The organism is Enterococcus sp. GC34, assembly GCF_040886645.1.
GTDB lineage: Bacteria > Bacillota > Bacilli > Lactobacillales > Enterococcaceae > Enterococcus > Enterococcus faecalis.
The window spans coordinates 121,962-141,763 of the sequence record NZ_JBFOEF010000007.1; the positions used below are offsets into that span (position 1 = coordinate 121,962).

Annotated in this window: 22 protein-coding genes, 1 tRNA gene, 1 pseudogene and 1 other annotated feature; of the genes and pseudogenes, 9 read left to right on the top strand and 15 right to left on the bottom strand. The window is 37.1% G+C overall.

The annotated features are described in order from the left end of the window. Position 1 precedes the first annotated feature (1 nt). Positions 2-1,066 (bottom strand): Xaa-Pro peptidase family protein, encoded by a 1,065-nt coding sequence (locus AB3I72_RS08825; RefSeq protein WP_002391500.1) that lies wholly within the window; start codon positions 1,064-1,066, stop codon positions 2-4. A gap of 171 nt (positions 1,067-1,237) precedes the next feature. Here AB3I72_RS08825 and AB3I72_RS08830 point away from each other — a divergent pair, with 171 nt between their 5' ends. Next, a complete protein-coding gene (locus AB3I72_RS08830) occupies positions 1,238-2,053 on the top strand; it encodes a metallophosphoesterase (protein WP_002355870.1) in 816 nt (271 codons plus the stop codon). A 70-nt stretch (positions 2,054-2,123) separates the two neighbouring features. Here the strand turns inward: AB3I72_RS08830 and psiE are convergent, their stop codons facing one another. The 4 genes from psiE to rplU form a co-directional block, all read right to left on the bottom strand. Next, positions 2,124-2,576, bottom strand: a complete 453-nt coding sequence (gene psiE, locus AB3I72_RS08835) for a phosphate-starvation-inducible protein PsiE (RefSeq protein WP_002355869.1) — start codon at positions 2,574-2,576, stop codon at positions 2,124-2,126. A gap of 199 nt (positions 2,577-2,775) precedes the next feature. After that, on the bottom strand, positions 2,776-3,063 hold the full coding sequence (gene rpmA / locus AB3I72_RS08840) for a 50S ribosomal protein L27 (RefSeq protein ID WP_002355868.1): 288 nt from the start codon (positions 3,061-3,063) through the stop codon (positions 2,776-2,778). A gap of 12 nt (positions 3,064-3,075) precedes the next feature. Continuing rightward, the gene (locus AB3I72_RS08845; protein ID WP_002358874.1) at positions 3,076-3,420 is read right to left on the bottom strand and encodes a ribosomal-processing cysteine protease Prp; all 345 of its coding nucleotides are present in this window, start codon (positions 3,418-3,420) and stop codon (positions 3,076-3,078) included. A gap of 32 nt (positions 3,421-3,452) precedes the next feature. Beyond that, positions 3,453-3,761 (bottom strand): 50S ribosomal protein L21, encoded by a 309-nt coding sequence (gene rplU, locus AB3I72_RS08850; protein ID WP_002355866.1) that lies wholly within the window; start codon positions 3,759-3,761, stop codon positions 3,453-3,455. Positions 3,762-3,780: 19 nt separating this feature from the next. Next, positions 3,781-3,856, bottom strand: a sequence feature (ribosomal protein L21 leader region). Positions 3,857-4,028: 172 nt separating this feature from the next. Between rplU and AB3I72_RS08855 the strand changes: the two genes are divergently transcribed. Then, positions 4,029-4,102 (top strand) — tRNA-Arg (locus AB3I72_RS08855). Positions 4,103-4,532: 430 nt separating this feature from the next. Here AB3I72_RS08855 and AB3I72_RS08860 read toward each other — a convergent pair. After that, positions 4,533-4,964: a VOC family protein gene (locus tag AB3I72_RS08860; RefSeq protein WP_002370677.1), complete on the bottom strand. Its 432-nt coding sequence runs from the start codon at positions 4,962-4,964 to the stop codon at positions 4,533-4,535. A gap of 147 nt (positions 4,965-5,111) precedes the next feature. Then, a pseudogene (locus AB3I72_RS08865) lies at positions 5,112-5,309 on the bottom strand (MerR family transcriptional regulator); the annotation flags it as partial. A 497-nt stretch (positions 5,310-5,806) separates the two neighbouring features. Here AB3I72_RS08865 and AB3I72_RS08870 point away from each other — a divergent pair. Next, positions 5,807-6,448 (top strand): ABC transporter ATP-binding protein, encoded by a 642-nt coding sequence (locus tag AB3I72_RS08870; RefSeq protein WP_368023841.1) that lies wholly within the window; start codon positions 5,807-5,809, stop codon positions 6,446-6,448. Positions 6,449-6,485: 37 nt separating this feature from the next. After that, positions 6,486-7,166, top strand: a complete 681-nt coding sequence (locus tag AB3I72_RS08875) for a peptide ABC transporter permease (protein ID WP_164980838.1) — start codon at positions 6,486-6,488, stop codon at positions 7,164-7,166. Positions 7,167-7,325: 159 nt separating this feature from the next. Here AB3I72_RS08875 and AB3I72_RS08880 read toward each other — a convergent pair whose 3' ends face one another. The 3 genes from AB3I72_RS08880 to AB3I72_RS08890 are packed head-to-tail and all read right to left on the bottom strand — an operon-like array spanning position 7,326 to position 8,875. Beyond that, positions 7,326-7,640, bottom strand: a complete 315-nt coding sequence (locus AB3I72_RS08880) for a nucleotide pyrophosphohydrolase (RefSeq protein WP_002363321.1) — start codon at positions 7,638-7,640, stop codon at positions 7,326-7,328. Then, entirely contained in the window at positions 7,633-7,932 is a 300-nt protein-coding gene (locus tag AB3I72_RS08885) for a hypothetical protein (protein ID WP_002395680.1), read from the bottom strand. The genes AB3I72_RS08880 and AB3I72_RS08885 overlap by 8 nt, the downstream gene beginning before the upstream one ends. Next, entirely contained in the window at positions 7,913-8,875 is a 963-nt protein-coding gene (locus AB3I72_RS08890) for an AraC family transcriptional regulator (RefSeq protein ID WP_061100746.1), read from the bottom strand. The genes AB3I72_RS08885 and AB3I72_RS08890 overlap by 20 nt, the downstream gene beginning before the upstream one ends. A gap of 126 nt (positions 8,876-9,001) precedes the next feature. Between AB3I72_RS08890 and proC the strand changes: the two genes are divergently transcribed. After that, entirely contained in the window at positions 9,002-9,817 is an 816-nt protein-coding gene (gene proC, locus AB3I72_RS08895; RefSeq protein WP_002358864.1) for a pyrroline-5-carboxylate reductase, read from the top strand. Between the two features lie 59 nt (positions 9,818-9,876). Here the strand turns inward: proC and mapP are convergent, their stop codons facing one another. Both mapP and AB3I72_RS08905 read right to left on the bottom strand, forming a co-directional pair. Next, positions 9,877-10,701, bottom strand: a complete 825-nt coding sequence (gene mapP / locus AB3I72_RS08900; RefSeq protein WP_023895392.1) for a maltose 6'-phosphate phosphatase — start codon at positions 10,699-10,701, stop codon at positions 9,877-9,879. Positions 10,702-10,766: 65 nt separating this feature from the next. Then, positions 10,767-12,935 carry a PTS transporter subunit IIBC gene (locus AB3I72_RS08905; protein WP_010819290.1) on the bottom strand — a complete coding sequence of 723 codons (2,169 nt, stop codon included), beginning with the start codon at positions 12,933-12,935 and terminating at the stop codon, positions 10,767-10,769. A 280-nt stretch (positions 12,936-13,215) separates the two neighbouring features. Here AB3I72_RS08905 and AB3I72_RS08910 point away from each other — a divergent pair, with 280 nt between their 5' ends. From AB3I72_RS08910 to bopD, 4 genes are read left to right on the top strand one after another with little or no spacing between them, the layout of a single operon-like run. Continuing rightward, positions 13,216-15,510 (top strand): glycoside hydrolase family 65 protein, encoded by a 2,295-nt coding sequence (locus AB3I72_RS08910; protein WP_192444950.1) that lies wholly within the window; start codon positions 13,216-13,218, stop codon positions 15,508-15,510. Further along, positions 15,503-16,171: a beta-phosphoglucomutase gene (gene pgmB, locus AB3I72_RS08915; protein WP_202564530.1), complete on the top strand. Its 669-nt coding sequence runs from the start codon at positions 15,503-15,505 to the stop codon at positions 16,169-16,171. Before AB3I72_RS08910 ends, pgmB begins: the two co-directional genes overlap by 8 nt. Next, positions 16,161-17,168 (top strand): aldose epimerase family protein, encoded by a 1,008-nt coding sequence (locus AB3I72_RS08920; RefSeq protein ID WP_002378115.1) that lies wholly within the window; start codon positions 16,161-16,163, stop codon positions 17,166-17,168. Before pgmB ends, AB3I72_RS08920 begins: the two co-directional genes overlap by 11 nt. A gap of 23 nt (positions 17,169-17,191) precedes the next feature. Continuing rightward, a complete protein-coding gene (gene bopD / locus AB3I72_RS08925; RefSeq protein WP_002358859.1) occupies positions 17,192-18,202 on the top strand; it encodes a LacI family transcriptional regulator BopD in 1,011 nt (336 codons plus the stop codon). Between the two features lie 73 nt (positions 18,203-18,275). Here the strand turns inward: bopD and AB3I72_RS08930 are convergent, their stop codons facing one another. The 3 genes from AB3I72_RS08930 to tsaE all read right to left on the bottom strand — a co-directional run bounded on the left by AB3I72_RS08930 (position 18,276) and on the right by tsaE (position 19,663). Beyond that, positions 18,276-18,485, bottom strand: coding sequence for a hypothetical protein (locus tag AB3I72_RS08930; RefSeq protein ID WP_002355840.1), 210 nt, complete (start codon positions 18,483-18,485; stop codon positions 18,276-18,278). A 169-nt stretch (positions 18,486-18,654) separates the two neighbouring features. Further along, positions 18,655-19,176 carry a GNAT family N-acetyltransferase gene (locus AB3I72_RS08935; RefSeq protein WP_002355839.1) on the bottom strand — a complete coding sequence of 174 codons (522 nt, stop codon included), beginning with the start codon at positions 19,174-19,176 and terminating at the stop codon, positions 18,655-18,657. Further along, complete coding sequence (gene tsaE / locus AB3I72_RS08940; RefSeq protein ID WP_368023842.1) at positions 19,169-19,663, bottom strand: tRNA (adenosine(37)-N6)-threonylcarbamoyltransferase complex ATPase subunit type 1 TsaE; 495 nt, start codon at positions 19,661-19,663, stop codon at positions 19,169-19,171. Before tsaE ends, AB3I72_RS08935 begins: the two co-directional genes overlap by 8 nt. Positions 19,664-19,802: the final 139 nt, after the last annotated feature.

Consider the following 19,802-nt stretch of genomic DNA (forward strand, 5'->3'; position numbering starts at 1 on the left):
TTTATAAAATGATTAATTCTTTTGGCGCATGTGTTAATACACGATTACCTTCAGCAGTAATCAATAAATCGTCCTCAATACGCACGCCACCAATTCCTGGCAAATAAATTCCAGGTTCGTCCGTAATCACATTCCCTGGTACAAACTGTTTATCTGCTCGGAATGAAACATTTGGTCCTTCATGAATCTCTAACCCAATGCCATGACCAGTACTGTGGCCAAACGCATCACCATAGCCATAGGAAGCAATATGATCCCGTGCAATCGCATCTAATTGAATGCCCGTCAACCCAGGTTTAGCTTCTGCTAACACTTTTAATTGTGCTTCTAAAACAATGTCATAAATTTCTTTTAGTTTTGGCTGAATACTACCAATGGCAAATGTCCGTGTCATATCAGAAACATAGCCTTCATAATAACAGCCGAAATCCAAAGTGATTAACTCACCTTTTTCGATGACTTTATGGCTAGCAACGCCATGTGGCATCGCTGAACGTAGACCACTGGCCACAATTGTCTCAAAAGAAACACCACTGGCTCCTTTTGAACGCATGAAGAAATCTAATTGATTAGCCACTTCAATCTCTGTCATTCCAGGTTTAATCATCTCTAAGACAAAGGCAAATCCTTGATCCGCGATGGCACACGCTTTTTCAATAATCGCTACTTCTTCTTCATCTTTCACTTCTCTTAATTCTTCAATCAAACCCATTACAGGAACTAATTCACATGGTAAAATTTCTTCCAATAAGCTATAATCAGCGAAACTAACTTGCGTTTCTTCAAAAGCTAAATTATCTAATTGCAAACGTTCAGCTAAATCTGCTACTTCGTCAAAAATATGTCCTGTGTTTTTAACGATGGTAAAACCAGTTGCTTGTTCCGCAGCTTGTTCCGTATAACGAAAATCCGTTACAAAAAAAGCTTTATCTAATGTAATCATTGCCAAGCCTGTTGTCCCAGTAAAATTGGTTAAATAACGTAAATTATACGGACTTGTCACTAAAAATCCTTGTAAATTATTTTCTTTCATTAACTCCCGTAGCTTTTCGACTCTTGCCATCATTGGTTCGACCTTCTTTCTTTTTTCTCATTTTTCATTATAGCAAATTTACTTCAGAAAAGCATGAATCACCAAAAAACTTCATCGAGAAAGTTTACTGAAAATTTTACCTTTCCTTATTTTTTGCTTAACACTTTTGTAGTAAACTACTTTAGCGACTTCAAGGAGGAAATTATGAACGTTTATTTATTTCTGGCACTATTTTTCATTATTATCGGCATTTTAAGCTATAGTTTTTTTATTGAACCTAACTGCTTAGTCATACACAAAAATCAAATTAAAGTAACAGAATCAGGGAAAACCTTACGGATTGTTCAACTCTCTGATATTCATTTAAAAAAGAATTATTCTGTGAAGGCCTTAAAACAGATTGTTGAAAAAACAAATACATTACAACCAGACATAGTCGTTTTTACAGGAGACTTATTTGATGATTATGCCCGGTTCGGTATCGAAATTCAGGATGAAGTGAGTCAACTTTTCCGTAAAATTAACGCCCCATATGGCAAATTCGCTATTTATGGCAACCACGAGTATAGCGGGTTAGATACCAATTTTTACGAAACAATCTTAGAAGCTGCCGACTTTACCGTACTAAAAAACACGGGCAAATTACTGCCTGTCTCACACCGCATCTCCTTGTACGTCGCTGGTTTAGAAGATTCGTTATATGGACAAACCGACTTAGCTGCAGCTTTAGTCAACCGCCCTACTGGAACGCCCACTCTGCTACTAACCCATGAGCCAGATGTCGCAGACTCAGCAGTCAACAAAAACATTGACCTCATTTTAGCAGGACATAGTCACGGCGGACAGATTCGCTTGCCTTTTTTCACTTACAAAAATCAGCTTGCTAAAAAATATACACATGGGCTTTATCATTTAGAAGATGAAACGCCGCTAATTGTTCACCCAGGAATCGGAACCACTAAAATCAGCGCACGCTTTGGTGTCTTACCAACAATTGAACTGATTGAGTTAACTATTTAACTATGCATTAAAAAGACCGCCCCACGTTAGAGAAAAATTCTCACGTTGGACGGTCTTTGATTATGTTCGATTAATGATGAAAATCTTGCTCGTGATCTTCTTCTACTTTCGCTTTTCCTAGCGTATAAAATTTGCTGCCATTTAACCCGAGAATAAATAGTACAACCACTAGTAAAAGAATTGATAAAGATAACAATAAAGTCTGCAAGCCATCGCCATGTGCAACCATTAATTGACGTAAAATTGCGGTTAAACAAATTAAAATCAAATAACGAATCGGAATATGGTGTCCTTCTTGAATATAGCGAAGAATCATCATAATAAACTCAAATAACATAAAGAATGAAATAATTTCTTGCATGATAACTGAAAAATTATCCGGCGTCATTGGCTTCATGAGATATGTAGCGAGGTCAACTAAATAACTAGCCATAAATACTAATAAGAAAACTCCTAAAATCCCTAATACAATATCCAAAATCAAATTCACGTACTTCTTTACTACACTAAAATTCTTCTGCATAATACCCTTCTTTCTTTTGACTCAATTATTTTATAACATGCTTGTTATTACATTAAATATATCATCAATTAACCTTGTCAGACAAGCAGTTAAACCCAATGTGAGATTTTTTTTATTTTGAGATGTTTCTTTATTTTCCGGCTAACCCTTTATGCAAGACAAAAAAAGCTGAATCCGGAGATTCAGCTTTTTAATCGTATTAGTTAGCTACTGGATAAACTGATACTTGTTTTTTGTCGCGGCCTTTACGTTCGAAACGTACCACACCGTCAACTTTTGCAAATAACGTATCGTCACCACCGATTCCAACGTTCACACCTGGATAAATTTTAGTTCCGCGTTGACGGTATAAAATTGAACCACCTGTAACTGTTTGGCCATCAGCACTTTTAGCGCCTAATCGTTTAGATTCAGAGTCACGGCCGTTTGATGTAGAACCGCCACCTTTTTTATGGGCAAATAATTGTAAATTCATAGTCAATAACATAGTCTGCACCTCCTATTTCTCAGTGATTGTTTTTATTTGAATAAATTCAGTATTTTCGTTCTCTATTGATTGTAAACCTAATAAAAGATTTTCTAATAGAATTTGGGCAATATTTTTTTGTTCCTGATTGACAGTTGTTAACATCTCGACATAAAGGTAGCCACCTTCTACATCTTCAACTTCGACAATCGGTTCAAAACCTGCTAAGGCATCAATCCCATTGACTGTGCTAATTGCTAAGGCAGAAACTGCCGCGCAAACCACATCGCTGCCATAAGGACCTGCTTCAGCATGCCCGGTTAATTCAAATGAAACGATTCGGCCGGAGCCTGTTCGTTTAAAAGAACCTTTAATCATTGATAGGCCTTCTTTCCTGTCAACAAGAGAGATTAAGCGTTGATTGCTTCGATCATAACTTTTGTATACGGTTGACGGTGACCTTGTTTACGGTGAGAGTGTTTTTTAGGTTTGTATTGGAAAGTCACGACTTTCTTTTGTTTGCCGTGTTTTTCAACAGTTCCTTCAACAGTTGCGCCTGCAACAGTTGGCGCACCAACTTTTGTAGATTCGCCACCTACTAAGATAACTTCGTCAAAAACAACTTTCTCGCCAGCCTCAACGTTTAATTTTTCAACGTAGATTGCTTGACCTACTTCAACTTTCACTTGTTTACCACCAGTTTTGATAATTGCGTACATGCTATACAGCACCTCCTTCTTCTAGACTTAGACTCGCCATCCCAAGTGATGATTACTCATGCTTAAAAACTTGTTCTGTGCGGTTGTAGCTGTGGAGACCACAATTACAACACTAACTATAATAACAGAACCAGAAAACCTCGTCAATATAAACTCTCTATTTTCTTCACTTTCTCTCTCCAAAAAAACTTCTTCTGTTATTTAAATTTCCGATTGACTTTCTAACACTACTTCCATTATAATTAGCTTTGTTGTGTTACAACTATTGTCATAGTAGCTCAGCAGGATAGAGCATCCGCCTTCTAAGCGGACGGTCGGGGGTTCGAATCCCTCCTGTGACGTAACGATAACAAAAGCGCCTCTTAGAAACCTTGGTTTCTAAGAGGCGCTTTTGTTATCCCAAGTTCATCCTAAACTAGTTTAACTTTCTACCAACTTGAAGTACCTCCACCTCCGCCAAAACTCCCACCTCCGAAACTGTCACCGGAGCCATCATCAGAAGAACCCTCGTTGCTTGTAACCCACCAATCATGACGATTCGCATACATACTGGTCTTTTTTAGTTGCCTGTCAGAACGTGAACTTGCTAGAAATTTAGCAATAGACACATTTCCATAAGCAAAACGCATATCATAGTATTCAGGAGACGTTCAAATTTCTATCTTTTTAACTAATTTCTGTTAGCACGCATAAAAAAGAACGTAACGCTTAGTTGACAAACGTTACGTTCTTTTCAGATAACTAGTTAAACAAACACAAGAATATTGATTTTTACAGCTCGTTTTCTAAAATCTCAATCCGCTCATCAAAACTCAACTCTTGATAGATTTGGTGGAGCATCCACATGTACCCATACGGATCAATAAACAATGAATTTTTGAGCGCTCCTTCCATCATTTCAGTAATAGGCTGTACTTCTTGACAACCGTTTTCCATTGCCAGTTGATGTGTCTCTTCAATATTTTCTACTGTTATATTAAACCAGATAGTATTGGGATGTTCTTGGGTTGGTGATTTTAAACCATATTCTTCATTGGCATCTAACATGTGAAACCTCGTGCCATAAAGTTGAAAAACCGCTTCATTCATTCCGATAGGGTATTCGGTTGCTTCCACTACCTCTATTTCAAACACCTTTTTATATAAGGCAAGCGCCTTAAGGCTATCACTAACAATAAAATCGATTTCTGTCCCTTTAATCATTTGTTTTTCCTCCTTCAAAGCTACTAACTGTTGATTAATTTTTTTAATCTTTTGCTCCTCCATTTGAATTAAATGTCGCGATTGATCTCGTTTTCTTAACAAAATAGTTTCCAAAAAAGAAGCATCCTTAAGTTTTCTCAAAGTTTCCGCCATCTCTTCAACTTTAAACCCTGAATCTCTTAACAGTAAAATTTGTTTCAATAAAGGAATTTGATGTGCGCTATAATAGCGATATCCTGTTTTTTTATCAATTTCATTTGGAACAAAAATTCCTGCTTTTTCATAATGACGCAGCATCCGTGGGGAAATATCCATTAACTTGGCAAATTGCCCAATTTGATACATAGAGTCTCCTTTTCATTCAATTGATATTCTTATCATAAACCTTGACACCATGTGAAAGTCAATGAAAAAGTTTCTATTCATACATTTCTATTTTATTTGAATATTCCCGTGATCTTTCTCTTGTTATTTTCTAAAAATCTCCTTTACATTTACCAAAACAGTTGATACGATTAGTATACCTTCTTAAAATTAGAATTTTATAATCTTTAATTTACTAAAAGGCAACCAAAATGAAATCATCTAACCATTAACTTTATTCAGGTCATCAATCTCTTATTTTTGAAAAATAAAATACTCGACAGTTCATTCATTTTTTTCATATGCGTTTATATGGAATCTAGTTCCTGTGTTAAACTCTGATGGTTATAAAGTTTTAATCACGTTATTCAGTGTAGATGAATTAGAAAATAAAAGAAAAAATCACTTGATTGTAAAGCTAATACAAGCAATTAGTTTGTTATTGGTCATTGAAACAGTCATTAGTTGGTTTGTGTGAGGTGACTAAGTTGTTAGAACTAAATGATTACACATTGAAAATAAATAATAAATTACTTTTAGAACATACAAAAGTTTCATTTAGAAAAGGGGTGATTAATCATATCTTAGGGAAAAACGGTGTAGGGAAATCACAATTTGCTAAGGATTTATTGTTAAACCGAAGTGGTTTAATCCCTTCTGAAATAAGTAAAAATGTTACGATTATTTCAAGCTTTTCTAATGTCCCTAACGATTTAAAAGTCTGCGAATTATTTATTCTTCTAGAGAAAAGATTTGGTTTAGATTCAGTCGCACACTTGGCTCATTCTTTGCACGCTATAAATATTTCTAAAACTTCCTTAATTGGACAATTAAGTGATGGACAAAAACAAAAACTAAAATTACTTTCTTTTTTTCTGGAAGATAAATCAATTATTGTATTAGATGAAATTACCAACGCCTTAGATAAACAGACAATTAATGAAATCTATCTATTTCTACTTGCATATATAAAAAATCATCCTAAAAAAATTATTCTAAACATCACACACAATTTATCAGATTTAAAAAATTTAAAAGGCAACTATTACTTAATTGAAGATTTCAAAATGATTCGTTTTACTAATCAAACTGAAGTTATTCAGAAGTATATTGAGGGGTGAAATTTTGGAATTAAAAAAAACGATTTCCAACAAAATAATGATTATTTTAATTGCAATTATCGTTGCAATCTTTGCAATGGGATGGATTCTACCTATTGGCATCGATAAAGTAACTAGGTTAAGTTACCGAGAATACTTATTTAGTACATATACTGTATTTACACAATTTGGCTTTCTAATGTTTTCGTTTCTAGTCTCTTTCTTTATTAATAAAGAGTACTCAGGAAAAACAATTTTATTTTATCGTATGATGAATACCAATAGCCTTACTTTTTATATAAGAAAAGTTTTGACACTTACGGTAGAGACCCTAGGCAGTATTCTAGTTCTGTTATTTATCGTTTCCTTTATTTTTATGGATTTTTCTGTAATTCTACAAATGTTTTTTTTATTATCGATGATTTCAATTCAGTATATTTTAATTGTTGCGTTGATCAGTTTTTTATCTGCTAACGTTCTTTTATCTATCGGTTTTAGCATACTCTATTGGATTACAACAGTACTTTTTGTTGCAGTTGGTGGATTTTTACGTTTTTTTGCAATATTTGATGCTTCAAACGAATTATATCTAAACGTCCAGAATTTTTTAGAAGGCTCAGAAAACTCAATTAGTTTTGACCACAATTTATTGATTATCTTGTATATTATAGTTCTAACAATCATCGCGCTGGCTATTGCAAGGGTAAATAATAAACGTTGGCTAAGACTAGGAATATAAACGACACCCACTTCGCAGATAGGATTCATCTACTTATTCGAGACAATAGATTAAATCAAATAAAATACAACTAGTTGAAACTAAAAAAGCATCAATTTTGATACGCCCCAAACTGATATTTTTCTAAACTTTGGGGCGTGTAATCAAAATACAAGCTTCTTAGTGTGGCACTGGATATTTCACCGCATTTTTCTTCAACTTTTCTTCGATAATTTCGTCCAAATCAAACCCTAAATTATCAGCCATCATGTAGGAGTAAATGAGAACATCAGCCAATTCTTCTTTGATTCGTTCTTCTTGTTTGATGCCTTCTTCTGCTGTTTTCCATTGAAAAAGTTCTAACAATTCTGCTGCTTCTAAACAAATTGAGAGCGCCAAATCTTTTTCATTATGGTGGGGGCGCCAATTTCTTTCATCTCGAAATTGATTAATTTTTGCCATTGTATCCATCTGTTCTCCTGCTTTCTTATTCATTTGATGGCAACTGAAACCCATCGAACGTTTCACCATCATAGTATTTTAATAACTGCTCTGTAGACAATAACGAGGAAGTTATTTCTTCCTCTTCAACAACTGCTTGATTCTCTTCTCTATACAACAAATAAGCCTGTAAAAGCTGTTGGTAAAGTTTTTTTCGTGAAGAGGCTTCCGCTGAAAGAAACGTTAATTCTTTTAAGTGTCCGCGATAGACAGGCAAATCATCAACGAATTCGATTGGTAATTCTACTACAGTTAACTGAAATTCTTCAAAGATTTCTTCGTACATCTGCCATTCCTTCTTTCTGTCGATATTGTTTTGGGGTCATGCCCATTTCTTCTTTAAAACGTTTATAAAAAAAGGCTTTGTCTTGATAGCCGATTCGTTCAACAATCGTTTGAATCGATAAATCTGTTTGCTTCAAGTAGTTTTTCGCCAATTGGATTCGGTAGGCTAAGACAATTTCCGTAAACGTTTTGTTTGTTTTTTCTTTTAAAAAATTCGATAAGTAATTCGGATGAAAATGAAATTTAGCGGCGACTTCTGCTAAAGTGACATGTGCAATCTGTTGTTCAATATACGCTAAAATCACCTCAACACGTTGATGATTCGACAAATAATTATCTTGCATCTTTAAAGCTTCTCTAGGCAGTTGACCTAGTTCCACCATCAGCAAAATAAAGGCCGCTTTGGTCACTTTATTATTAAAATAGGCCATTTTCACAATTTGTTTCAGTAATAATAGCGAATAGACGTGAACATCCGAATTTGGCTGGCTGGCAAAAACGAAATATCGAGGAATGTTTTCAAATTCACTGCTAGCAATTTCTGTAAAAAAACGATACATGACTGGCTCTTCCGCCAGCTGATTTAAGAGCGTATCAAGAAAATAGTGCTTTTTAAAATAAAATATAATCATAGACATTCCTTGCCCCTGATAGCTAACAGAGGTGGCCTCATTGACAATCATGACTTGGCCAGCCGAAAACGAACACCTTTGTTGATCCAAATAAGCATAGCCGTCTTGCTCTAAACAATACAGCATCCGAATAAATCCTTTCGGAACGTCAATGGTTTCCGAAGATGCCAGCATAAAGCCCGCAATTTCTCGATGTGGATTTTCCTTAAATTGCGCTACTTCATTCCCAAGAGCATTGGTAGTGGTTAAATAACAATCTAAGGTCTCTAAAAACTGATAAAATGCTGCATATTGCTCTTCTTTGCTTGCCAATTAATCACCTCATAATCCAACACTTTTTACTTTACTCCCTCTATTTTTTTCTTTGGCGTTTCCTTCTATACTAGATACATGGTAACACGAAAAAAGAGATTCAACAGTTTTTAGGAGGAATTTTTTATGAAAATTAGTTTTATCGGTGCTGGAAATATGGCATCCGCTATTGCCAAAGGTGCGCTAAAAAAGCAATTTATTGCCGCAGAAAACCTTTATTTTTATGATATTCAAGTCGAAAAAACCGCCGCTTTTGCACAAGAAATTGGTGCACACGCGGTTGCTTCGCCTCAAGAAGCTATTACAGTAGCTGACTTAGTTATTTTAGCGGTGAAACCGCAATTCGTTCAAGCAGCTTTACTTGAAGCAAAAGAAGCAATTTTAGACAAGCAACCGTTAATTGTTTCCATTGCAGCAGGTACGACTATTGCAGAATTGCATCAACTGTTTGAGACTACCCAACCGCTTCGTCTTGTTCGTGTGATGCCAAATATGAATGCATTGATTGGCGCAGGTGCAGCAGCTGTTTGTGGCAACGCTTTTGCATCCCCCGAAGACATCCAGACTGTATTATCGTTGTTTCGAGCAGTTGGCCAAGCCTGGGAATTAGAGGAACAGTATTTTTCGATTTTTACTGCTATTGCAGGTAGCACTCCTGCGTATGCTTTCTTATTTATTGATTCGATTGCCCGAGCAGCCGTTAAAAATGGTATGAACAAAGAGTTAGCCTTAGAAATTGCCACACAAGCTGTACTAGGCAGCGCTCAAACTTTGGCAAATAGCACAGAGAATCCTTGGACTTTAATCGACCAAGTCAGTTCTCCTGGCGGAACCACGGTTGCTGGGATTGTCGAATTAGAAAACAATGCGTTTATTTCAACAGTCATCAAAGGGATTGAGGCCACCATCCTTCGGGATCAAGAATTAGCCAAACAAGACTGAGAAGAATAATTACATGAGCGAATAAATAAGAAAAAGCGCTGAAAATTCAGCGCTTTTTCTTATTTTAGTTGAATGAGTAAGCCAAAATGATCACTGACTATCGGTGTTTTCCTACCATCAAAAATTACTTCATATTTTCGTACGTGCCACTGTTTTGGAACAAATGCGTAGTCAATCCGCAAGGCTGCTTCATTTTCTTCCCAGCCATCTATTTTTTTCTCTACTGTCGCTTCACCGCTTGTCTCTTCCGCTACAACAAATGCATCTTGAATCGGCAAGTAACTATTTTCCAATAATTGATAGCCAGTTGTACCAGCTGGGTTGTTTAAATCGCCTAAAATGACTAACGGTTGTTGCCCCATCGCTAAGTATTTCTCTAGTTGTAGCCATTCATAGGCAAAACCTGTACAGGGTGTTTCCCACCAAGAAAAGTGACCAGAGACAACAGTAAGCGTACCTTTTGAACTCTCTGTCTCCGCTACTAAGATTTTTCTTGTTCGATAATTCGTTGGTTCTTGGCTTTCTGAAATAAGGAGAGCTTCACTAGTCAACGGACATTTCGAAAGTAGTGCGTTCCCTTCTTCATAAATAGCATAACCAATGTGGCTCATTTCCCAACTCCAATAATAGTGTTGGCCTTTTTCAGCTAGATATTGAACGATTAGATATGCAAAATTATCTTCATGGATTGGCGTTTGGGTCGCTATGGGACAAAAAGTAGTTAACTGTTCTAACGGCACTTTCTTGGAAGCGACTTTCTGATTCACTTCTTGTAAGGCAATTATTTCACTTTCAGAAGATAAAATCACCTTGGCAATCTCCTCTAATTTTTTTAATGGTTCTTCTTCTAACCAGCTATGAGTATTGATTGTTAAAAGATTCATCTTTTCCCCTTCTCTTACATGTTATTAGGTCGGGCACAATTATTGATTGTGCCCGACCTAATCATTTAAATTTCAATCTGTCCGATCACAGTTCCCGCAGTGGTGGTTCCTAGTTGATTAATAACTACTTGTTCCACTTTGTCGCTGTTTGTAAAGGCGACAATAATCGTTGTTTCTTTGCCAGCTTGTTCAATCACATCCAAATTCATTTTAGCTAGTTTCGTCCCAGCTTTCAATGATTGTCCTTCTTTAACAAAAGATTCAAAAGCAGGTGTTGCCATTTCAACTGTATCAATTCCCATATGGACAAGTACTTCAATACCTTCTTCTGTTTGTAGCCCAATCGCATGTTTGCTTGGGAAAACACTTAGGACTTTCCCCGAAATTGGTGCCACCACCTCTCCTTCTAGAGGCTTAACTGCAAATCCATCCCCCATCATTTTTTGTGAAAAGACAGGATCATTGACTTGCGCCATTGGAATAACTTCCCCTGTCGCTACAGCCACGAAATCTTTTTTCTTACCTAAGAAATTCGTTGTTGGCACTCCTGCTGTACTTTCTGCTATAACTGGTTCTGGAATGTCAACGCCGGAAGCTAGTAAATCTTCAATATCGGATTTTAAAACATCGGCTTTTGGTCCATAAACGGCTTGAACGCCATTATCTTTCACAATCAAGCCCATTGCGCCTGCCCGTTTCCACGCCTCTTCCGAACCGACTTTTTCTCGATCCTTTACACTGACACGTAAGCGTGTCATACACGCATCAACTTCTTTGATATTTTGTTTACCACCAAGTAAGTAGACAATTTGCGCGATTTGCTGATCGACGACACCTGAACCAGCCGCGCCAGATGCGATTTCTTCGCCGTTATCATTGTCGTAGTTTCCATTTCTTCCAGGTGTTGCGTAATTAAATTTTTTAATTAAGAAATTGGCTAAGAAATAAGTGACAGCACCAAAAATGATGACCATTAAAACAAAATTGATTAAATCGCCACCTAAACCAGCTTTTATTGCTAGCGGTGTTCTTGTTAACAATTCAATATTTCCAAACGAATGCACACGCAATGGTAAAATATCAGCCATTGCAAAAGCAGCACCTTGGATCACGGCATAAATCACATAAAGCGGCACTGCAGCAAACATAAACATGAATTCTAGCGGCTCTGTCACACCAGTTAAGAAAACAGCTAAAGCAGCAGAAAAATACATTGATTTATATTTAGCTTTTTTATCTGCATCAACATTACGATACATCGCCAAAGCCATCCCCATTAAAATCCCTGAAGAACCAATCATTTGGCCTACTTTGAATCGAGCTGGTGTCCAATTTTCTAAGACAAACTGATACTTGCTCATATCACCAGCGCCTTTAAGATTCACTAAGTCTGTTGCCCAAGCCAACCATAAAGGATCTTGACCAAAGACTTGGGTTCCAGCTTGTGCGCCAGATAAAATTTCATACGTTCCACCTAATTGTGTATAGTTGATTGGAATCGTCAACATATGATGTAACCCAAAAGGTAATAACAAACGTTCCAACGTTCCATATAAGAATGGCGCTAAAATAGGTGCACTATCTTGAGATTGCGCAATCCATAACCCAAAATTATTAATTCCCGCTTGAATATTTGGCCAAATAAGTGCTAATGCAATTGAGACAATTGTTGACCACAAAATAACGACAAATGGGACAAACCGTTTACCATTAAAAAATGATAGCGCATCTGGTAATTTCCGATAATTGTAATACTTGTTGTAAGCCATCGCACCGACAAAACCAGCAATAATCCCTACAAAGACACCCATATTTAATGCCGGGGCTTCTAAGACACTTGTAAAGAATCCCTTCACCATAATCTTGGTCCCAAACAAGGTATGCGTGAAAGCTTGTTCATCAGCCAACATTTCATTTGTTACACCAAAAATGGCTCCAGTAATACGGTTGATTAAAACAAAAGAAATCCCCGCTGCAAATGCTCCACCTGCACGATCTTTGGCCCAACTGCCACCTATTGCTAACGCAAATAGTAAATGTAAGTTGCCAATAATTGCCCAACCGATACTCTCTAGAACTCCGCCTGTTGTTACTAACAAGCCTAAATTAGGATCGATTAAAGGAAGCGATTTCCCAATACTAATCATTAAACCCGCTGCGGGCATTACTGCCACAACGACCATTAAAGCTTTCCCGAATTTTTGCCAAAACTCAAAACTAAACATTTTTTTCATTCCTGCCACTCCTTACGCAATCGGTTTCGTTATGTTGCCATTATATACTCCTGTTTCCTTTTTGTAAATGCTTTAATTTCAAAAATATTGCGGAAAACAACTCCCTACTACTTAATCCTTTTTTATTTTGTCTTTTAATAAAGCAAATAAAGCTCCTTCTAACCTACCTTTGTTTCAGCTTTTATTCATAAGATTACACTTTTTAAGCATTGACTATTGACTAATGCAATCGGTTGCGTTTATGATAGACCTATCAATAAAATCACTGAGGGGGATTCTCATGAAACAAATCAAACGTTTATTCCAAATTGATCCTTGGAAAATCCGTACTACACACTTAGATAAAGAAAATTTACGTTTACAAGAATCATTAACGAGCATTGGCAATGGCTATATGGGGATGCGGGGAAATTTTGAAGAACACTATTCTGGCGACCACCATCAAGGAACCTATTTAGCCGGTGTTTGGTATCCAGACAAAACACGTGTTGGTTGGTGGAAAAATGGTTATCCTGAATATTTTGGTAAAGTGATTAACGCAATTAATTTCATCGCAATGGACTTACAAATTGATGGACAAACAATTGATTTAGCCACTACACCTTACGAAGATTTTTCTTTAGAATTAGACATGCAAAATGGGGTCCTTTCTCGGCAATTCACCATCCAAACACCGAAGAACAAAGTGCGCTTCTCTTTTGAACGTTTTTTAAGCTTAGAAAAAAAAGAAGCAGCTTACATCCACTTAACAATTGAAATGCTGGAAGGTACAGGCACAATCACTCTTCACTCAAAATTGGATGGCGATGTTCAAAATGAAGACAGCAATTATGAAGAACATTTTTGGGAAGAAAGAGCTATTGAAACACAAGAAACACTTGGCTTTGTTACGACTAAGACCATTCCTAACAATTTTGAAATAGAGCGTTTTACAGTGACTGCAGGCATGCGCCATTTCATCGATGGAGCCGCTGTTGTGCCTACATATACACAACAGCCCTTGGCTTTAACCGCAGAATTGACAGTGTCCTTAAAAGAAGGTGATACGACCGCCATCACAAAAGAAGTGCTTGTCGTTACCAGCCGTGATGTGCCAGAAACGCAACAAATCACACGAGTAAACGAATTATTTGCAGAAATGACTACCTTGTACCCTGAAGCAAAAGCTGGGCAAGCTGCCGCTTGGGCAAAACGTTGGCAATTAGCTGATGTTGTTATTGAAGGAGATGACGAAGCCCAACAAGGCATCCGTTTTAATCTTTTCCAACTTTTCTCAACCTACTATGGTGAAGACGATCGTTTAAATATCGGACCAAAAGGCTTTACTGGTGAAAAATATGGCGGTGCCACATATTGGGATACTGAAGCATATGCTGTCCCACTTTACTTGGCGTTGGCTAAGCCCGAAGTTACTAAAAATCTACTGAAATATCGCCACAATCAATTGCCTCAAGCCATTCATAATGCCCAACAACAAGGGTTAAAGGGTGCGCTTTACCCAATGGTTACTTTTACTGGTGTGGAATGTCATAACGAATGGGAAATCACTTTTGAAGAGATTCACAGAAATGGTGCGATTGCTTATGCGATTTATAATTATGTCAACTATACAGGAGACGAAGACTATCTAAAAGATGCTGGTCTAGAAGTGCTTGTGGCAATCGCTCGTTTTTGGGCAGATCGGGTCCACTTCTCCCAACGTCATAAACAATATATGATTCATGGCGTAACGGGGCCAAATGAATATGAAAATAATATCAACAATAACTGGTATACCAATACCATCGCTGCGTGGGTTCTACGTTACACACGTGAGTCTTATTTAAAATTCCAAGAAGAAACAACGCTCAAAATTGCAGACGACGAATTAGCTAAATGGGCAGACATTGTAGAGAATATGTACTTCCCAGTGGATAATGAATTAGGCATTTTTGTACAACATGACACTTTCTTAGATAAAGATTTAATGCCTGTTTCTGATTTACCACTTAGTGAGCTGCCTTTAAATCAACATTGGTCATGGGATAAAATTTTACGGTCTTGTTTCATTAAACAAGCCGATGTTCTTCAAGGAATTTATTTCTTCAATGATGCCTTTTCTTTAGAAGAAAAACGCCGGAACTTTAACTTTTACGAACCAATGACTGTCCATGAATCTTCTCTTTCACCAAGCATTCATGCTGTGTTAGCTGCTGAATTAGGCATGGAAGAAAAAGCAGTGGAAATGTATCAACGAACAGCGCGCCTTGACTTAGATAATTACAATAATGATACAGAAGATGGCTTACACATTACCTCAATGACTGGTAGTTGGCTAGCGATTGTTCAAGGTTTTGCCCAAATGAAAACGGACCATCAACAACTAAAATTTGCACCCTTTTTACCAGCGACATGGACAGCCTACTCATTCCACATTAATTATCGGAATCGTTTACTATTTGTTGAAGTTGCAGCAGACCAAGTGGCCTTCACTTTACTCGACGGCCCTGCAATTCCATTAACTGTTTACGATCAAAAATACACATTAAAAGATCGATTAGTTTTACCGATCAGAAAGGAAGAAGTTCATGTTTAAAGGCGTTTTGTTTGATTTAGATGGCGTTATTACTGATACAGCAGAATTTCATTACCACGCTTGGAAAAAATTAGGGAACGAAATTGGAATTTCCATTGACCGTGTTTTCAACGAACAATTGAAAGGTGTAAGCCGTGAAGATTCTCTGCAGTTACTGTTAAAATACGGAAAAAAAGAAGGCACGTTTTCTTCTGAAGAATTTGCCCAGTTAGCGCAACGGAAAAACGATTATTACTTGGAAATGATCCAAGCAATTACGCCTGAAGATGTCTATCCAGGAATTCTTTCTTTATTAACGGAATTACGTGAAGCCAATATTAAAATCGCCTTGGCTTCTGCAAGTAAAAATGGGCCTTTCCTTTTAGAAAAAATGCAATTGACGCCCCTTTTTGATGCCATTGCTAATCCAGCAGACGTTCAGGCAGGCAAACCCGCTCCAGATATTTTCATTTTAGCTGCGAAAGAAATTGATTTGACACCAGCAGAATGTCTTGGCATTGAAGATGCCAAAGCTGGGATTCAAGCGATTCTTGCTAGTGGAGCGCAGCCTGTTGGCGTTGGCCGCAAAGAAGAGTTAGGCAAAGGGTTGCCCATCGTGCCAGAGACGAGCGCTTTAACGTTTGATTACTTAAAAAAAGTGTGGCTTGATCATGAAGGATAATCGTATCACCGTAACCGATATTCCAAACACAAACTTAAAGAAAATTACTTTGAAGAACGACTTTTTAGAAGTCGTTCTTCTCAATTATGGCGCGCGCCTCCATCAACTTTTGATGCCAAACAAAAATAATCATTGGGAAAATATCCTTTTATCGTATGATTCGTATCAAGATGTATTAAAGGATCAAAGCTTTTTTGGCGCCACTGTTGGACCAGTTGCTGGACGTATTCGTAATGGCCATTGGCAAAATGGAATATTAGAACAAAATAGCGACGGTCATCATATCCATGGTGGCTCAAAGGGGTGGTCTTTTCAATATTGGACAGTCGAGCCCTTTGAAAAAAAGGATATCATTGGCGTTGCTTTTCATTTAACCGACACCATTTCTGGCTATCCTGGACCAATTGAGGCCACCATCACTTATCAGCTAGAGGATAATCATTTACGAATGATCAGTACTGGACGGAGTAAACAGGAAACACTTTTTAATCCTACAAACCACGCCTACTTTAATTTATCTGGCGATGGAAAGTTAGACATTCTGTCACATTTGCTATCTTTGAACTGTCAAGGTATGTTAGAATTAGACGATAATAAGCTGCCTACTGGACGGATTTTACCAGCTTCTGAACTATCCATACGTTTTAATGAACTGACACCTATCGAAACAATCCTCCAACGCTATCCAACCGGGTTAGATGATGTTTTCCCCTTAGTTGGCTCTGACTTAAGACAGCCACAATTATGCTTACAAGAACCTACTTCTGGAAGAAAAATGACGATAGCAACAACGAACCAAAGTATGGTATTATTTTCTACGACTGGTTTTGAGGCTCCATTTTCTATTAATGGACAAGCGATGCATTCAAACTATGGCTTAGCAATTGAACCACAAGAGTATCCAGACATTGTTCATCATCCTCAGTGGGGCTCTATTTTATTACCAGCTAATAAAAAGCAAACCTACCAAACGGTTTATCAATTTAACCTTCTATAATCACTAAGAAAGGCGTGGCAAAAATGGCAATTACAGTAAAAGATGTCGCTAAGAAAGCGGGGGTTGCAACCTCAACCGTTTCGCGTGTCATTAACGATCATCCAAGTATTTCTGAATCGACAAAAAAGAAAGTGCGAAAAGTCATGGATGACTTAGGCTATGTGCCAAATATGACGGCACGGAATTTGGGTAAACGAATTTCAAGTGCCATTGGCGTAATTTTACCTCCTTTAGATTCGAAAGAACGGTTAGGGAATCCATTTTATTTAGAAATTATGGAAGCCATCAATGAGGAAGCCCGTCTTTATGATATGACTACTGCTATTGCAACTGCCAAAAGTTTTGATGTACTATTGGAAAACGTTAAAAGAATGCATCTTCAAAAACAAGTGGACGGTTTTATTCTTGTGTATTCAGATAGTAAGGACCCCGTCATTGATTACTTATACGAAAACAACATTCCCTTTACTTTAATTGGTCAACCTTACCAACATGAAACGGAAATAGTTTACGTGGATAATGATAATCAATTATTAGGGAAACAAGCGACGGAATTTTTAATTGAAAACGGCCATAAAAATATTTTATTTGTGACCAATACAACGCATGAAAGTTTGTACTTTGAACGTTACTTTGGTTATCAAAAAGCAATGATGATGCAAGGATTAACTGTTTTACCAAGCGTTGCGTTAGAAAAACCTGAAGATTACATGGCTTTTGATGACATTCTTCATCAAAATAATGCCACGGCGTTGGTGGTGATTGATGATATCTTTGCTTTGCGGACGATGCAACTTGCGCAAATCTATGGTTATCAAGTTCCTGAAACATTATCCATTATTAGTTTTAACAACTCAATCTTTTCAACATTGACACATCCTTATCTAACAAGCATTGACATCGACACGTCAGAATTAGGTCGAATGGCGATGAAAAAATTATATGAATTAATCCATGAAGAATTGACGAATGGTGTCCGTCTCGTTATTCCTCACAAATTAATTAAGCGTGAAACAGTTATTCCTATTCATTAAAAAAGAAGCGTAAGCAGTTTAACACTGCTTACGCTTCTTTCTATGTGTACGCTCTTATTCGTATGTATTACTTTTATAAAATAACTTTTTGCGAAATTTTTTTCCAAAACGTTTCTTCTTTTGCATCAAATTGAGCTGGTTCCCCGTCAGACAATTTTTCATTTAATAATGATAATTTTTCTTGATGTTTTGCATACTCATCTTTTTTTATTAGCTCTAAACGATACGCACGATCCAAGATCGACTCTCGATAGTTAACATTCATTTTCGTTGCCTTCGCCATTTCTTACATTCCTTCCCAAAATAAATTTTCATTTTTTCGTTAAATTCTTCTATAATTATAACAAAAATATCAGAAAAATAAATATGAAACAAACGATAATTGCGAAAATTTTGTTTTTTCATGCAATTATCGTTCGATTATTTAAGAAATTAAAATTATTAACCAATAATTAATCAATCAGCAAACGCATTAAATGAACATCTAAAAATTCACCTTGGTCTGTTTTGGCGCCCCGAGGCATAATTGCCTCTGTTTCAAAACCTAATTTTTTATAGACATGAATCGCTCGTTGATTACGATCCTGTACCGTTAATTCCAAGCGACGAATAACATGACTTTCATGCGCCCAGCGAATAAGTTCTTCCATCAGGATACTGCCCAGTCCATAGCCCCAGTACTGTTTTAAAATACTAATGCCAATTTCACCAATATGCTCCATCCGCTTTTTAGAAGAAGCAGACACAGATGCGGTCCCAATGATCGCTTCTCCCGCTAATGCCACCAATAAAACATTATTTGGCGATTCATAGAGTGTTGCTAGATTTTCAGCCAATTCTGCTGTCGACATAGCCATTCCTCGCTCATCCATTACCAAATAGGGCGTTTCACTCCCAATTTTTGACATCACAGATAGTAATTGATCCGCATCAGTAGGCACTGCTTCTCGAATAGAAAATGTTTGTTCAGTCATATTCGCGAGCCTCCCACGCTTGTAAAATCTCTGCTATTCTTTCTTCTGCCAATGGACCAGTTCCACGGAATTCAAGAACTCTCTTGTCAGCTTCTTGAGAATCTTTATTTAAAATAATTTCTAAATAATCTTCTGGCAATTCTTCTTCAATCAAGCTGCCCCATTCTACAACGGATAGCCCATCTCCTTCAAAATACTCATCTAACCCTAATTCATCCGCACCCTCTTCAACACGATAGACATCCATATGGTATAACGGAAGTCGTCCTTGTGGATATTCTCGGATAATCGTATAGGTGGGACTTTTAATCATTTGGAAAATGCCTAATCCTAAAGCAATCCCTTTCGTCATTGTCGTCTTACCGGCCCCTAAATCACCAGTCAGGACAATTACATCACCAGCTTGTGCCTTCTGTCCAATGATTTTAGCAATTGCTTCTGTTTCCAATGGATTGTTCAGGACAATGTTCATTTTTTTGCCTCCCATCTGCAAGAATCTATGTATGAAAGTATACCGAAAATTCAATAAGTTGACTAGTGGCAGCTTCAAAAAAATAAAGTTGAGGCCCAAGTGTCCTGGGAACCTCAACTTCTACTTTGCTTATTTATCATGCTTCGACATAGTT

Excerpts from the sequence above, each read along its gene's own strand:
- bopD (WP_002358859.1), top strand. The coding sequence starts at position 17,192 with ATGGCAATTACAGTAAAAGATGTCGCTAAGAAAGCGGGGGTTGCAACC.
- rplU (WP_002355866.1), bottom strand. The coding sequence starts at position 3,761 with ATGTACGCAATTATCAAAACTGGTGGTAAACAAGTGAAAGTTGAAGTA.
- AB3I72_RS08935 (WP_002355839.1), bottom strand. The coding sequence starts at position 19,176 with ATGACTGAACAAACATTTTCTATTCGAGAAGCAGTGCCTACTGATGCG.
- mapP (WP_023895392.1), bottom strand. The coding sequence starts at position 10,701 with ATGAATCTTTTAACAATCAATACTCATAGCTGGTTAGAAGAAGAACCA.
- AB3I72_RS08830 (WP_002355870.1), top strand. The coding sequence starts at position 1,238 with ATGAACGTTTATTTATTTCTGGCACTATTTTTCATTATTATCGGCATT.
- AB3I72_RS08920 (WP_002378115.1), top strand. The coding sequence starts at position 16,161 with ATGAAGGATAATCGTATCACCGTAACCGATATTCCAAACACAAACTTA.
- AB3I72_RS08905 (WP_010819290.1), bottom strand. The coding sequence starts at position 12,935 with ATGAAAAAAATGTTTAGTTTTGAGTTTTGGCAAAAATTCGGGAAAGCT.
- pgmB (WP_202564530.1), top strand. The coding sequence starts at position 15,503 with ATGTTTAAAGGCGTTTTGTTTGATTTAGATGGCGTTATTACTGATACA.
- AB3I72_RS08860 (WP_002370677.1), bottom strand. The coding sequence starts at position 4,964 with ATGATTAAAGGGACAGAAATCGATTTTATTGTTAGTGATAGCCTTAAG.
- AB3I72_RS08845 (WP_002358874.1), bottom strand. The coding sequence starts at position 3,420 with ATGATTAAAGGTTCTTTTAAACGAACAGGCTCCGGCCGAATCGTTTCA.
- rpmA (WP_002355868.1), bottom strand. The coding sequence starts at position 3,063 with ATGTTATTGACTATGAATTTACAATTATTTGCCCATAAAAAAGGTGGC.
- AB3I72_RS08880 (WP_002363321.1), bottom strand. The coding sequence starts at position 7,640 with ATGAATAAGAAAGCAGGAGAACAGATGGATACAATGGCAAAAATTAAT.
- AB3I72_RS08930 (WP_002355840.1), bottom strand. The coding sequence starts at position 18,485 with ATGGCGAAGGCAACGAAAATGAATGTTAACTATCGAGAGTCGATCTTG.
- psiE (WP_002355869.1), bottom strand. The coding sequence starts at position 2,576 with ATGCAGAAGAATTTTAGTGTAGTAAAGAAGTACGTGAATTTGATTTTG.
- AB3I72_RS08875 (WP_164980838.1), top strand. The coding sequence starts at position 6,486 with ATGATTATTTTAATTGCAATTATCGTTGCAATCTTTGCAATGGGATGG.
- tsaE (WP_368023842.1), bottom strand. The coding sequence starts at position 19,663 with ATGGGAGGCAAAAAAATGAACATTGTCCTGAACAATCCATTGGAAACA.
- AB3I72_RS08910 (WP_192444950.1), top strand. The coding sequence starts at position 13,216 with ATGAAACAAATCAAACGTTTATTCCAAATTGATCCTTGGAAAATCCGT.
- AB3I72_RS08885 (WP_002395680.1), bottom strand. The coding sequence starts at position 7,932 with ATGTACGAAGAAATCTTTGAAGAATTTCAGTTAACTGTAGTAGAATTA.
- AB3I72_RS08825 (WP_002391500.1), bottom strand. The coding sequence starts at position 1,066 with ATGATGGCAAGAGTCGAAAAGCTACGGGAGTTAATGAAAGAAAATAAT.
- proC (WP_002358864.1), top strand. The coding sequence starts at position 9,002 with ATGAAAATTAGTTTTATCGGTGCTGGAAATATGGCATCCGCTATTGCC.